Consider the following 14,128-nt stretch of genomic DNA (forward strand, 5'->3'; position numbering starts at 1 on the left):
CTATTTAATTCACGACACGCTTGGCTCCGTTCGTCGCTTTCGAAGTGATTTTCTCTCCATGTCGGGTCCATCGAGCGGGCCGCGCGCGCCCTCGTCCTCCGTCGGGGAGAGACGTGGCCGTCCACGAGGTAGTGGCTGGCGTGAGCGGTCGGGGGCGGTTAGAACGGCGACATGAGCGTCGATCCGCCGATCCCCCGGCACACCGTACCCGCCGACTCGTGGGCCGCCATCCAGACGCCGGCGCGGGGTCCGGAGCGACGCGTCGACGCGAGGCTCGGGCGGGACTCGTCCAACTCCTCGACGCCCCCCTCCAGCGACCTCCCGCGCGTCCAGCGCCAGGCCCGCGCGAACCAGGCCGATCCGATCGGCCTAGCCGTGACCGCCGGCCTGGCGCGTGAGGCCGATCGGATGGATATGTCGGCCCCCGGGGTCCCCGCGCCTTGACCCCGGACCGGGCGGCGATGGCCGGGGGGACGGGTGGGCCATGGGACGTTCGTCCCTCGCGGGCGAGTCGTACGCCAGCCTCCCGCTCCCTTCACGCCGCGCCTTGCCCCGGCCGCCCATCGCGGGGGCGCATGGCGGCGGGTCCCAAGGGGGTCGCCCGGCGAGATATCCAAGGTTCCCGGAGGGGGTTGGACGGACCCCCGCATTCACGATCGAGGACAGGGTTTATCTCCATGATCAGACTGACCGCATGCCTCGCGCTGTTCGGGCTCGTCGCGGCCTTGCAGGCCCAGACGGTCGACCCGACATCCGTCCTGGGCGACACCACCATGCCGTCGCCCGACGACGTGTCGCGGAAGTTCCCTTACGGTATCACGGGGAAGACGCCGCCATCGCTGACCCGGGTCAATTTCGAGGGGCAAGAGCCCTACCACAAGCACCGCATCAATCTGCGGGTCTTCCAGGGCTGCCCTCAGGTCGAGATCTCCGAGGGGGGCAGGCTCTGGGCCACGTGGTTCGGCTCCAACGTCCAGGCCGAGCGCGCGCCTTACCACAAGGACCAATTCTCGGTCATCGCGACCTCCGCGGACGACGGGAAGACCTGGAAGGAGGTCTTCGTCTTCGACCCGAGCGAACTCCTCGGCGGCGGGGCCTCCGACCCGCTGCTGTGGAAGGACCCCGAGGGCAAGATCCGCTTCGTCGGGGTCCGGAACGTGGACTTCCGGGGCATGGACGAATTCGCCTCGTCCGCGTGGGAATTCACCATGCTCGACCCCGAGGACGAACATACCGGCTGGAGCGAGCCCCGCCTGCTCGGCAACAAGAACATCTCCGTCATGAAGCCGCTGATCTTCCCCGACGGCTCCATCCTGCGATCGATGGACGACTTCAAGCTCGTCGGCAAACCGGACGCGACGCGCATCCGCTTCCTGAAGGAAGACGCCGACGGCCGGCCGGTCTTCGTCTCCGAACTCCCCCCGGATCCCGACGCCAGCTTCGCGGAGCAGATGCCCATCATCCGCGAGGATGGGAGCCTCTTCACGTTCTACCGCGCCAGGAAGGGGCAGAAGTTCGCCGAATCGACCGACGGCGGGATGACCTGGAAGCCGGGCGGCTACTACCCGACGCAGTTCTCGATCGACACGAAGTGCATCCTCAAGACCCTCCCCTCGGGCAGGGTCCTGCTCGTCGCGAACGACGTCCAGATGAAGGATCGGGACGGCAAGAGCCACTTCTACTATCGCGACGAACACGGCCAGGAACGCGAGGTGGGGCCGCCGAGGACCTCGCGAACCCGCATGACGGCCTTCCTGAGCGACGACGACGGCCGGACCTTCACGCACAAGATGCTCCTGTGCGACGACGGTCAGATCAGCTACCCCTCGGCGACGCTCGGCGAGGACGGCTCCATCTACATCGTCTACGACCAGGGCCGCGGGACGATCGGCCAGCACACGATCTTCCTCTCGAAGATCACGGAGGAGGACATCCTCGCGGGAAGGCTCGTCAATCCCGGGAGTTCCCTGAACACCATCGTCAGCCGCCCCAGCGACCATGGCGGCGGCCGTCGCGAGGGCGACACCCTCTAACCGCGACGAAGCCGACATCATGTCCCGGGGGCCCGACGGCGCGATGGGCCTCCCGGGGCATCGGCCCGCCGTGCTTGACTGCTTCCGGGTTGTCAAGGAGCGCTGTCATCGAACACCTACATGGTCGGCGGCGTGATCGGCGTGGTTTCAGGAATCTCGGAATATGTTCCGGGCCGCCCGACAGCCCCAAGATCGGGAGGATCGGGGCGAATCGCCCGGGGAGGCGGCGGATGGGAGGGCGAAGCCGAAGGGGGCGACGATGGGCGACGTCGAAAGGTCGGGGGCGAGGCGGCCATTCCGGCGCGCCGCGTGGGTCATGGCGTTCGTCCTGGTGGGGCTGGCGTGGATGATGGCGCTGGCGCCGATCCAGGGGAAGGGCCTCGCGGCCGGGGCGTGCCTGTTCGTGGCGTTCGTCATGCTGACGGTCGGCGCGACCGGGACCTGGCCCCCGCCGGGACGCCGACCGGGCTCGCCTTGAATTCGGTGGCGGCGGGGGGAGCCGATCGGATATGATCGGAATGGATGGGTCCCCGCGCCGCCGGTCGGGCCCTCGTGCGACCCCCTGCCCTCGACCGATCCGGGACGCCCCCCCGCGGGCCCGGGTCGCGAACGTCCCAAGGGAGATTCGAGTGATGAGGCGATCGAACGGGATCCGCGTCGCCGCCGGCATGCTCGCGCCGCTGGCGCTGGCCCTGGCGCCGACCCTGGCGACCGCCGGGGACGACCTGCAATACAATCGGGACGTCCGCCCGATCCTGGCCGAGAACTGCTTCGCATGCCACGGCCCCGACTCCGCCTCCCGCAAGGCCGACCTCCGGCTGGACGTCCGCGACGCCGCCATGGAGATGGGCGCCGTCGAGCCCGGCAAGCCCGACGAGAGCACCCTCGTCGACCGGATCGACGCGGACGACAAGCACGAGATCATGCCGCCGCCCTCGTCGCACAAGACGCTGACCGCGGAGCAGAAGGACATCCTCAGGCGCTGGATCGAGCAGGGGGCCGAGTACGAGGCCCACTGGGCGCTGATCACGCCGACCCGCCCCGAGCCGCCGAAGGTCGCCGACGCCGCGTGGGTCCGCGCGCCGATCGACGCCTTCATCCTCGCGGCGCTGGAGGCCGAGGGCCTCAAGCCCGCCCCCGAGGCCGACCGCCGCACCCTGGCCCGGCGCCTCAGCCTGGATCTCGTCGGCCTGCCGCCGAAGCCCGCCGAGGTGGAGGCGTTCGTCGCCGACGACTCGCCCGACGCCTACGAGAAGTACGTCGACTCGCTGCTGCAATCCCCCGCCTGGGGCGAACACCGGGGCCGCTACTGGCTGGATGCCGCCCGCTACGCCGACACCCACGGCTATCACTTCGACAACTATCGCGAGATGTGGTCGTACCGCGACTGGGTCATCGACGCCTTCAACGCCAACATGCCGTTCGACCGCTTCACGATCGAGCAGCTCGCCGGCGACCTGATGCCGGGCGCGTCGCTGTCGCAGCAGGTGGCGTCGGGCTTCAACCGCTGCGCCATGTCGACCAACGAGGGGGGGACGATCGCCGAGGAGAACCTCGTCGGCTACACCCGCGACCGCACCGAGACCGTCGGCGCCGTCTTCCTGGGGCTGACGGTCGGCTGCGCGGTCTGCCACGACCACAAGTTCGACGCGATCTCCCAGCGCGAGTTCTACGAGCTTTCGGCCTTCTTCAACAACACGACCCAGCCGGCCTACGACGGCAACGTCAAGGATTCGGCCCCGGTGATCACCGTCCCCCGCCCCGAGGACGCCGGGCGCTGGGATTCGCTCCCCGCCCTGATCGCCTCCGCCCAGGGGGAGATCGACGCCCGCGCCAAGGAAGCCCGCGGCCCGTTCGACGCCTGGCTCGCCGAGCAGACGCCGGAGAAGCTGGCCGCGGCGACGCCGGCCGGCGACCTGGCGCTGAGCGTCGCCCTGCCGAGTCGCGGCGAGGGGACGCCCCGCGTCGAGTTCCAGTCGGCCGCGGTCGGCGACTTCGAGAAGGACCGGGCGTTCTCCTACGGCGCGTGGATCAAGGTTCCCGCCAAGGGGGCCGAGGGCGCCGTGCTCGCACGGATGGACGAGACGCGCGGGCATCGCGGCTGGGACCTGTGGCTCACCGGCCGGAAGGTCGGCGCGCACATCGTCTCCGACTGGCCCAAGGACGCCATCCGGGTCGTCACCGCCGAGGACATCCCGGCCGACGTCTGGACCCACGTCCTCATCACCTACGACGGCAAGGGGAAGGGCGCCGGCGTGAAGATCCACGTCGACGGCAAGCCCCGCGCGACGACCGTCACCAACGACACCCTGGCCGGCTCGATCCGCATCGACGTCCCGCTGAGAGCGTGGGGCCGGCAACACGGCGCGAAGCCGGCCGACGTGGGCATCGCCGAGATCCGCGTCCACGCCCGCGAGCTGTCGGCCGACGAGGCCTCCGAGCTGGCGGGGCTCGGCCGGGTCGCCGACCTGATCGCGAAGCCCGCCGACCAGCGGCCCGCCGCCGAGGTCGACGCCGCGTTCGCCTGGTGGCTCGCCGCCCGCGACCCCGCCTCCCGCGACCTGGCCGCCGGGCTCGCCGCGCTGGAGAAGGAACGGGCCGACATCCGCGATCGCGGGACCATCGCCTACGTCATGAAGGAGAAGTCCGAGGAGGCCGCGGCATTCCTCCTGTTCCGCGGCGAGTACGACCAGCGTCGCGACCCGCTCAAGGCCGCCACGCCCGCCGCCCTGCCGCCGATGCCCGACGACCTGCCGCGGAACCGGCTGGGGTTCGCCCGGTGGCTCCTGCGGCCGGAGCACCCGCTGACCTCGCGGGTGACGGTCAACCGCTTCTGGCAGGAGATCTTCGGCGAGGGCCTGGTCCGCACCACGGGCGACCTGGGGGTCAGCGGCGAGCTGCCGAGCCACCCCGAGCTGCTCGACTGGATGGCCGTCGAGTTCCGCGAGTCGGGCTGGGACGTGAAGCGGTTCTTCAAGCTGCTGGTCACGTCGTCGGCCTACCGGCAATCGGCGGCGACGACGCCCGAGAAGCTGGAGAAGGACCCGTCCAACCGGCTCCTCTCGCGCGGGCCGAGGTTCCGCATGGACGCCGAGGTGATCCGCGACTACGCCCTCGCCGCCTCCGGCCTGCTGGTCGAGAAGCTCGGCGGCCCCAGCGTCCGGCCGTACCAGCCCGAGGGGGTCTGGGAGGCGGTCGCCATGCCCGAGAGCAACACCAAGAAGTACGTGGCCGACAAGGGCGAGGGGCTCTACCGCCGCAGCCTGTACACCTTCTGGAAGCGCGCCGCGCCCCCGGCCTCGATGGAGACCTTCAACGCGCCCAACCGCGAGGTCTGCACCGTCCGCCGCGAGCGCACCGACACGCCGCTGCAGGCCCTCGTCACGCTCAACGACACCCAGTTCGTGGAGGCGGCCCGGATCCTGGCCCAGCGCGTCCTGGCCGAGGCGCCGACCTTCGAGGCCCGCGTGGACGCCCTGGCCCGCCGCGCCCTCTCCCGCCCCTTCCGCGAGGAGGAGACGTCGGTCGTCCGCCAGTCGCTCGACCGCCTCGCCTCGTACTATCAGGCCAACCCCAACGACGCCGAGAAGCTCCTGGCCGTCGGCGAGGCCCCCCGCGACCCCAACGTCCCCGCCGCCGAGGCCGCGGCCTGGACGATGCTCGCGAACCAGATCCTCAACATGGACGAAGTGTTGAATAAGTGACAGCCCCGGGTTAACGAGAGACGGTCTTCCCCCCTGGAGGGGGAAGACAGACTCCGTAGGAGTCAGATGAGGGGGAGCCCGCCCCAGGAGCGCCGGGGTTCGGAGCCCCGGTTCGGGCCGCCGGCCACGGAAGACCCCTTCTAACTCCGTGGGTCGTCTCGCTCGTCCCCCCCTCATCCGGCCCTCCGGGCCACCTTCCCCCACCAGGGGGGAAGGACGTTCTGGACGGCCTCCACCGCGGGACAAGGTCGTCCGTCCCCGGCCCGTTCGAGCGTCTCCAGAGTGAAGCAATCTCCACGCGAGGACCGACCATGGATCCGATCCGTGAATACGCCCTGAACGAGACGCGCCGGGTCTTCTTCCGCCGCGGCGGCAACGCCGTGGGGTGGGCCGGGCTGATGTCGCTGCTGGCGCGCGACGGCGTGATCCCGCCGGCGGCCGTCGCCGGCTCGCCGAGCGTCGGCGCCGACCGCCCGCCGCCGGTGCCGCTCCACTTCGCCCCCAAGGCGAAGCGGGTCGTCTACCTGCACATGGTCGGCGGGCCGTCCCAGATGGACCTGTTCGACTACAAGCCGGCCATGAACGACTGGTACGACAAGGACCTGCCCGAATCCATCCGCGGCGGCCAGCGGCTCACCACGATGACCAGCGGCCAGTCGCGGTTCCCGATCGCGCCCTCCAAGTACAAGTTCAAGCAGCACGGCCAGAACGGCATGTGGGTCAGCGAGATGCTCCCCCACACCGCGAAGATGGTGGACGACCTCTGCTTCATCCGGAGCATGCACACCGAGGCGATCAACCACGAGCCGGCCATCTCGTACATCCAGACCGGCAACCAGATCCCCGGCAAGCCCTGCCTGGGGTCTTGGGTGAGCTACGGCCTGGGCTCGATGAACGACGACCTGCCGACCTTCGTAGTCCTGGTCGCGCGGCCGTCGAACACGGAGCAGCTCCAGGCGATCTCCGGGCGGCTCTGGTCGTCGGGCTACCTGCCGGGCGAGCACGCCGGCGTCTCGTTCCGCAACGCGGGCGACCCGATCCTGTTCATCAACAACCCGCCGGGCGTCCCGGGCCGGGTGCGCCGCGACACGCTCGACGGCCTCCGCGCCCTCAACGAGATGAACTACAATCAGCTAGGCGACCCGGAGACCCGCACGCGGATCGAGCAGTACGAGCTGGCCTTCCGCATGCAGGCGAGCGTCCCGGAGCTGACCAGCACGGCCGACGAGCCCGAGTCGACCTATGAGCTGTACGGCGAGGACGCCCGCAAGCCGGGGACCTTCGCCAACTCGGTCCTGCTGACGCGCCGGATGCTGGAGCGCGGCGTCCGGTTCGTGCAGATCTACCACAACAACTGGGACCACCACGGCAACCTCGGCGGCCGGATGCCGGACCAGTGCAAGGACGTCGACCAGGCCTGCTACGGGCTGGTCCAGGACCTCAAGCGCCGGGGGATGCTGGACGACACCCTGGTGATCTGGGGCGGCGAGTTCGGCCGGACGATCTACAGCCAGGGGGGCCTGAGCCGCGACAACTACGGCCGCGACCACCACCCCCGCTGCTTCACGATGTGGATGGCCGGCGGCGGCAGCAAGGCGGGCGCGATCCACGGCGAGACCGACGAGTTCAGCTACAACATCGTCAAGGACCCGGTCCACATCCGGGACTTCCTCGCCACCGTCGTCCGCCTGCTGGGCTACGACCACGAGAGGTTCAGCTACCGCTTCCAGGGGCTCGACCAGAAGCTCACCGGCGTCGACCCCGCCCACGTCGTCAAGGAACTAATCGCCTGACCGGTCGAGGATCCAGCGGGCGACGCGCGCCATCTCGCGCCCGCCCGCGGACCTCGACTCGGCGCGCCGCCCGATGATCGCGCGGAGCCTGTCGCGGTCCGCTCGGATCGCGTCGCGTCTCTCCGGCGTCAGCTCGCCGCGATCGGCCATGGCCCGCGCGCGCTCCGGGCTGGCGACGGTCGCCGGCTGGCACCACGTCCGGTCGCCGTTGAGCACGGCCTGGAGCGCCAGCAGGTCGTCGACGGCCTCGGGCGAGGCGTCTTCTCCCAGCAGCTCGCGCCCGAGGATGGCGCGGAAGGCGTCGAAATCGAGATCCGGGTCGCGCGTGAACTCGCGGAAGGCGATCCGATTGACCCGCGCGAGGACTTCGTCGTAGGGCGGGTCGCCGGGCGCGAGCCAACCGAAGCCCAGGGGTGTTTGCCGTGTCCCCTTGAGCCACTCCTGGCCCTCCTCGGCGTCGGTGGATACGAACGTGAACGCCTCGAACGACGGGACGTAGCCGGTCGCCTTGAGGTCACGAGCCCTGCGGGCACCGGCCTGGATCTCGCGCGGGCCGTGGCGCGACGGCGAATCGTCCCACCAGTAGCTCCCGCGCGCCTTCTCCATCAGCGACGGCTCCGGCGCCGCGCTGTGGGGAGTGAAGATCAGCGACCATCGCGGGTCGAAGGGCATCCTCGCCCCGCGCACGCCCAGGCCCGGGGCGTCCGCGCCCGAGAAGTAATGAGGATACACGACCACCTCGGCGTCGGGCTCGCGGCCCCAGACGTGGTCGGAGATCGCCTTCACGAAGGCGAACTCATGGTCGAAATAGCGGTCGCCGCAATCCGGGCAATGGCACGCGGCGTAGTCGGACGCCTCGATCAAGAGGCCGTCGGCCTCGGGATAGGCGTCGACCATCTCGCGGGCGTAGTCGAGCATGAATCGCCGCGACTCGGGCTTCGACGGGCAGAGGTTCCAGCCCCAGCAGCCGATGCCGAACGCCGCGGTCGGCTTGCCGTCGGGGCCGGTCGCCTTCAGCTCGGGATGCTCCGCCGCGTATCGGTTCACGCCGTCGTATCCGAACGGCGTGAACCCCAGCAGCACGCGGACACCCTTCGCGTGGGCGTGCGCGATCAGCTCGCGGACGAAGTCGGCGCGAACGTTCTCGTGGTCCTTGTTGTATTCCCACGTGATCGGATACCGCTCCGACCGGAACGCCCCGGCCGTCCAGAGCATGAGCGTGTCGCCGCCGTCCTCGCGGATCCCGTCGACGATCCGCTTCCAGTCATCCAGGTCGTAGGTCGGCATCCTCATGAACGTGAGGTAATAGCCCCGATGCGCGAACGGCCCCTCGGCGGCGGGGGAGGCGGTCGAGGCGAACCAGAGGCACGCCAGGGAGAGGAAACGGGTCGCGATCATCGGCCCTCCGGTTCGGATGGAATGCCGCTCGACGGGCGAGCGGACGGAACTGGTCCATGGCCCAGTCTAACCCGGACGCGCCCCGTCGTGGCGATGATTGACCCGGATCGCGGGCGCTGGTGTCATGGTGCGATACTCCGCCCTTCGTCCCCGGAGCCTTGCCATGAGGACGCCCCTCGCATCCGACCGCGGACGAGGATCGATCGCCGCGCTCGCGGTGGCCGCCCTGCTCGTGGCCGTGGCGGCCGGGGCCGAGGACGCGCCGCCGGACGAGGCCCCCCTGTCGGGCGTCGTCGTCGACGAGTCCGGGAGGCCGGCGGCCGGCGTCGGGGTCGAGGCCGTGTCGTGGCCCGGGTCGAAGCGCGCGACGACCGACGCGGGCGGGGCGTTCCGCTTCTCGCTGCCGACGAATTCCCGAGGCCGCGCCCACGCGATGGTCGTGGCCCGGAGCGGCGACCGGATCGGCTTCGCGAATCGTTCGCCGTTCGAGGACGGATCCCCCGAGGAGTTGCGCATCGTCCTGAGGCCGGGGCAGACCGCGGAGGTTCGCGTCGTCGACCGCGACGGTCGGCCCGTCGAGGGGGCGGACGTCCACTTCCTCCTGAACATGCGGCAGGTCGTCGCGGGGCGCGCCGACGCCGATGGGCGATGGGCCGCGACCGTCCCGGCGGATCCCGAGGGCTGGAGCGTCTACGCCCTGAAGGCGAAGGTGGGCTTCGACTACGCCGAATCCCGGCGCGCCCGGGGCTCGGCCGAGCCCCCCCTCCCCCTGCCCGACCGGCTCACGCTCACGCTCGACGGGGCCCGGGCCCCGCTACGGGTCCGGGCCATCGACCCGGAGGGCAAGCCGCTGGCGGGCATCCTGCTCGGCCCCTGGATCGTCGCGAAGCCGGGCCGCGAGGTTGAGATGAACGGCGTCCAGGACGCTTTCACGCGGACCGACGCCGACGGCGTCGTCGTGATCGACTGGCTGCCCGAGCGCCTGGAGGGCCGGCTCGGGATCATCGCGTCCGACCGCGACTTTTACATCCCCGGCCATTTGGCCGCGCCACCCGCCGACGGGCCGGCCGACGAGCTCACGGTCACGATGCGGCCCTTCGAGCGGCTCTCCGGCCGCGTCACCACCCCGGACGGCCGGCCCGCCGCCGGAGCGGTCGTCACGGCGGCCGGAACCGGAGCCGAGCGCAGCGGCTTCCGCGGCGAGACTCGCACGCGCGACGACGGCCGATTCCAGCTGATGGTCCACGGCGAGGAGGCATACATCGTCATCGCCTCGATGGACGAGATGGTCGCCCCGCCCCGGGCCGACGTGGTCGTCCGGACGGGGAAGCCCCCTGAAAGCGTCGACCTGGTCCTGGGCCCGGCGACGCGGGTGCGAGGCCGGGTAACGGTCGGGGAGGGTCGTCTTCCGGCCGAGAGGATGGACGTGTACGCCACCCTCGACGCGGGCGCGGTCCCGGCCGAGTTGATCCCCCCGGGGAGTCGATCCGTCCGCGGGCTGTCGATGTCTTTCCCCGCCTCGACAGACGCCGAGGGGCGATATGAACTGCTCCTCGGGCCGGGCGAGTATCGACTCCGGGGGCCAGAAGAGGACAAACCAGCCCCGCTGACGATCCCGCCACGGGGAGGGCCGGAGGTCGTCCGCGACTTCGCGACGCCTCGGCCCGAGCGGGGCGAACTCGAGATCGCCGTGGTCGACGGCGCGGGCCGGCCCGTGGCGGGGGCCATGCTGGACGGGGCCTACCAGGCGATGCGGGCGGACTTCAGCCCGATCCGGGCCGACGAGCGAGGGGCCATCCGGATCCGCCGGTGGCTCGACCCGCTGGTCCTCTCGGCCGCGACGCCCGACCGCTCTCGGGCGGCCGTCGTCCGCCTGGACGCCAAGGCGACCGAGGCCCGTCTCGCCCTGAGGCCGACCGCCTCGGCCGACGGGCGACTGATCGACCCCCAGGGGAAGCCGATCGGTGGCCGGTCGCTCCACTATGGCGTCAAGGTCCTCACGACCGCGAAGCGGAACGGCCCGTTCCGATGGCTCTTCGGCGGCAACGCCGAGACCGACGCCGACGGCCGCTTCCACCTCCCGGGCCTCCTGCTCGACGAAACGTATGAGATCACGACGCGCGACGCGGAGGCCAGGCGGACCTACACGGCCGAGATCAAGGTGCTGGCCGTCGAGCCCGGCCAGGTCGCCCTGGGGGACGTCCCCATCGACCTGAGCCCGCCGAAGCCCTACGTACCGCCGACGCCGGCGCAGCGGGCCGAAACATCCTTCGCCGCCTCCCGCGGCAAGTCGCCGGGGGAGGCCCTGGAGGCCGTGCGTGCCGAGGCGAGGCGCGAGTACACGCGGCCCCTCCTCCTCATCGGGAAGGCCGACGACCCCGCGTGCGTCGACCTGTTCCGGCTGTTCGACCCGGAGGCCGCGGCGGGAGACGCCGAGGGCGAAGGGGCCGAACGGGCGAGGTCGCCCCTCGACCTGCGCTGGGAGTTCGAACTGGCGTCGCTGGACGCCTCGCGGCCCGAGGTGGAGGCGTACGCGAGCGGCCTGCTTGCGTCCGTCGGCGGGGGAAAGCCGCCGGTGCTCGTCGTCCCCACCGACGAGGGGGGGGGCGGTCGCCTCGTATCCGTTGGCGCTCGACGCCGACGGTCGGCTCGACTCCCCGGCCCTCGCGGCGTTCATGCTGGCCCACAAACTTCCCACGCGTGACGCCGAGGAGATGCTGGCCGCGGGGTTGGCCCGGGCGAAGGCCGAGGCGAAGCCCGTCTTCCTGGATATCGGCGCCTCGTGGTGCGGCCCGTGCCGCCGTCTGGGTCGGTTCCTGGACGCCAACCGCGAGGAATTAGAGCGGTGCTATGTCTTCGTGAAGCTCGACCTCAGCCGCGACGCGCATGCCCCGGCGATCAAGGAACGGTATGAGGCCAAGGACGCGATGAACGGCGTCCCCTGGTACGTAATCCTCGACGCCGACGTAGGGACGCTGATCACGTCGAACCTGAAGGAAGGGGCCGCGGGGGATTCGCACCTCACCAACATCGGGTTTCCGTCGTCGAAGATCGGGATCGACCACCTCATGGAGATGCTGAAGCAGACCGCCCCGGGGATGCCCGACGAGACGCTCGCCGGGCTGCGTCGACAGTTGGAGAAAGCTCCCTGACGAGGGACGGCATCATCCATAGGCGCGGACCTCGTAGACGCGGGCGGCTTCGGAGCCGTTGGTGGCGAGGACCTCGACGCGGAGCTTCGACGCCCGGACCGGGGCGAAGTCGTGGCGGCGGAGGCGCTGGTGGTTGGCCTCGACGCGCGCGACCTCGACGCGATCGCCCTCGGGCGTCTCGACGACCACGCGGTAATCGCGGACGGTCTCCGGCTGCGGCGCGCGGATGATGTGGGCGTTGTGCGTGTCGGACGAGGTGAGCGTCAGCTCACGGTGGAAGCCGCTGTCGAAGGTGATCTGCACGCGCTTGATCGTCGTGGGCTCGTCCCAGGCCAGTTCCAGCCAGGCGCCGTCGGGCGACATGGGGGCCGACCAGCGATGCTCCAGGGTGCCGGGCTCGTCGCGGACGAGGCCGTCCAGGACGTTCGCCGGGCCGCCCCCCTCCTCGCTCGCCGAGGCCGTCGCCTTCGCCGATCGGGCGAGGTCGGCCGGGTCGTCGGCGCGGAGATTCTTGATGGACTGGTCGTCGCGAAGGAGGGTCTGCTGGAGTTCCTTGAGCCTGGGCTTGTCGCGGTACAGCTCGCGGGGAGTCAGGCCGTGCCGGGCGCAGAGGGCGGCGGCGGTGCCGGCGGCCTGTCCCATCACGGCGCAGGTGGCCATGACGCGCGTGGACGTGAACGCGACGTGGCTGCAACTGGCGTTGCGGCCGGCCATGAACAGGTTCGCCACGTCCTTGCTGTAGAGCGACCGGAGCGGGATGTTGTAGACCTCGGCCAGCCGGATGCTGAGGAACGGCGGCACCTCGGGGTCGTCGAAGCCCGTCGCCGGGTGTTCGTCGAGCCCCCAGCCCCCCATGGCGACGGCGTCGTCGAACTCGGGGTTGAAGCCCATCAGGTCGTTCTGACGGAGGATATAGTCCCCCTCGATCCGGCGGCTCTCGCGCTTGCCGGGCATCATGCCGACCCAGTCCATCGCCCAGGTGGCGGACTCGGGGAACTGGCCCGAGTTCTTGATGTAGTCCCAGACGCCGGTGACGATGGAGAGGAGTTCGAACCGGATGCGCTCGTTGTCGCGCACCGTGTCGAGCCCGCCCCCCCATTCGATCCACCAGTAGCCATATTCCCACGACTTCTTGCCGATGCCGCGATGCTTGAGCTGATCCGGGCCGATCTTCCGGGCCCACGCGGGGGCCTTGTAGGGCATCGGCGCGCCGTAATCGCGGGCGGTGAAGAGGACGCTGGATCCCAAGGTCTCGCGGTTCGCCCGGGGCGGCGCGAGCGACTCTCCGAACTCGTCGCGGCCCTCGTGGCCCCACCGGATCGTCGCGCCGGCCTCGACGGCCAGGCGGGAGTCGCCGGTGCAGTCGGCGGCGTATCGGCACTTGATCCGATAAAGATGCTCGGACTTGTCGCAGCGGGCCAGGACGCGCTCGATCCGGCCGTCCGCCACGTCGGTGGCGCAGACGGCCGTGTCGAGGATGAGCGTGACGTTGGGCTCGGAGACGAGCTTGTCGTAGAGGAGGAGGTCCCACATTTCCCAGCAACGCTGGGGGTTGTTGGCGGCGTCGTCGAGGCGAAGCTCCTCGATGATGCCGCCTTCGCGCCAGCCGGGGCGGCCCCGGTGCATGTTGGCGCCGACGATGTGCATCTTGACCTCGCTCGACGAGTTGCCGCCGAGCCGGGACCGGTCCTGGACGAGCACGACCTTCGCCCCGTTCCGCGCCGCCGCGAGCGCCGCGCAGACGCCGGCCGGGCCGCCCCCCGCGACGAGGAGGTCGCACTCCAGGTCGACGAGGGTCATGTGCGGCTCGCCTTCGAACCGCCGCTTGACGGCCTCGGGGTCGACCGGCGCGATCGCCTCGAACGACCCGCGGATCTGGTCCGGCGTCCGCGCGTCGGCCGGTGCCGCGTCCGCGTCGTCGGCCCGCACGAACAGCGAGTACGCCGAGGCCCCCGCCGCCGTCGCCAGGAACCGCCGCCGCCCCAACTCCCCGCCGCGATCGCTCTTCATGGCCCGACCTCCCGACTTCGCGCGCAACAGTCCAATCC

Annotated in this window: 9 protein-coding genes; 7 read left to right on the top strand and 2 right to left on the bottom strand. The window is 70.8% G+C overall.

The window, feature by feature from the left end; all coding sequences use genetic code 11:
- Positions 1-171: 171 nt before the first annotated feature.
- The 5 genes from WG209_RS18640 to WG209_RS18660 all read left to right on the top strand — a co-directional run bounded on the left by WG209_RS18640 (position 172) and on the right by WG209_RS18660 (position 7,530).
- Entirely contained in the window at positions 172-444 is a 273-nt protein-coding gene (locus WG209_RS18640) for a hypothetical protein (RefSeq protein ID WP_337176589.1), read from the top strand.
- 233 nt (positions 445-677) lie between these two features.
- The gene (locus tag WG209_RS18645; protein WP_337176590.1) at positions 678-2,033 is read left to right on the top strand and encodes a sialidase family protein; all 1,356 of its coding nucleotides are present in this window, start codon (positions 678-680) and stop codon (positions 2,031-2,033) included.
- Positions 2,034-2,292: 259 nt separating this feature from the next.
- The gene (locus WG209_RS18650) at positions 2,293-2,511 is read left to right on the top strand and encodes a hypothetical protein (RefSeq protein ID WP_337176591.1); all 219 of its coding nucleotides are present in this window, start codon (positions 2,293-2,295) and stop codon (positions 2,509-2,511) included.
- A 154-nt stretch (positions 2,512-2,665) separates the two neighbouring features.
- Positions 2,666-5,737, top strand: a complete 3,072-nt coding sequence (locus tag WG209_RS18655; protein WP_337176592.1) for a DUF1553 domain-containing protein — start codon at positions 2,666-2,668, stop codon at positions 5,735-5,737.
- A gap of 311 nt (positions 5,738-6,048) precedes the next feature.
- Complete coding sequence (locus tag WG209_RS18660; RefSeq protein ID WP_337176593.1) at positions 6,049-7,530, top strand: DUF1501 domain-containing protein; 1,482 nt, start codon at positions 6,049-6,051, stop codon at positions 7,528-7,530.
- On the opposite strand, the gene WG209_RS18665 is transcribed toward WG209_RS18660, so the two are convergent.
- Entirely contained in the window at positions 7,519-8,928 is a 1,410-nt protein-coding gene (locus tag WG209_RS18665; protein ID WP_337176594.1) for a hypothetical protein, read from the bottom strand. The two genes, WG209_RS18660 and WG209_RS18665, sit on opposite strands and share 12 nt — an antisense overlap.
- A gap of 163 nt (positions 8,929-9,091) precedes the next feature.
- Here WG209_RS18665 and WG209_RS18670 point away from each other — a divergent pair, with 163 nt between their 5' ends.
- Together WG209_RS18670 and WG209_RS18675 are read left to right on the top strand one after the other, a co-directional pair.
- The gene (locus WG209_RS18670; RefSeq protein ID WP_337176595.1) at positions 9,092-11,632 is read left to right on the top strand and encodes a carboxypeptidase-like regulatory domain-containing protein; all 2,541 of its coding nucleotides are present in this window, start codon (positions 9,092-9,094) and stop codon (positions 11,630-11,632) included.
- Positions 11,604-12,080 (top strand): thioredoxin family protein, encoded by a 477-nt coding sequence (locus WG209_RS18675; protein ID WP_337176596.1) that lies wholly within the window; start codon positions 11,604-11,606, stop codon positions 12,078-12,080. Before WG209_RS18670 ends, WG209_RS18675 begins: the two co-directional genes overlap by 29 nt.
- A gap of 12 nt (positions 12,081-12,092) precedes the next feature.
- Here the strand turns inward: WG209_RS18675 and WG209_RS18680 are convergent, their stop codons facing one another.
- Positions 12,093-14,090 carry an FAD-dependent oxidoreductase gene (locus tag WG209_RS18680; protein WP_337176597.1) on the bottom strand — a complete coding sequence of 666 codons (1,998 nt, stop codon included), beginning with the start codon at positions 14,088-14,090 and terminating at the stop codon, positions 12,093-12,095.
- Between the last annotated feature and the right edge of the window lie 38 nt (positions 14,091-14,128).

Source organism: Paludisphaera sp., from assembly GCF_037189885.1.
GTDB lineage: Bacteria > Planctomycetota > Planctomycetia > Isosphaerales > Isosphaeraceae > Paludisphaera.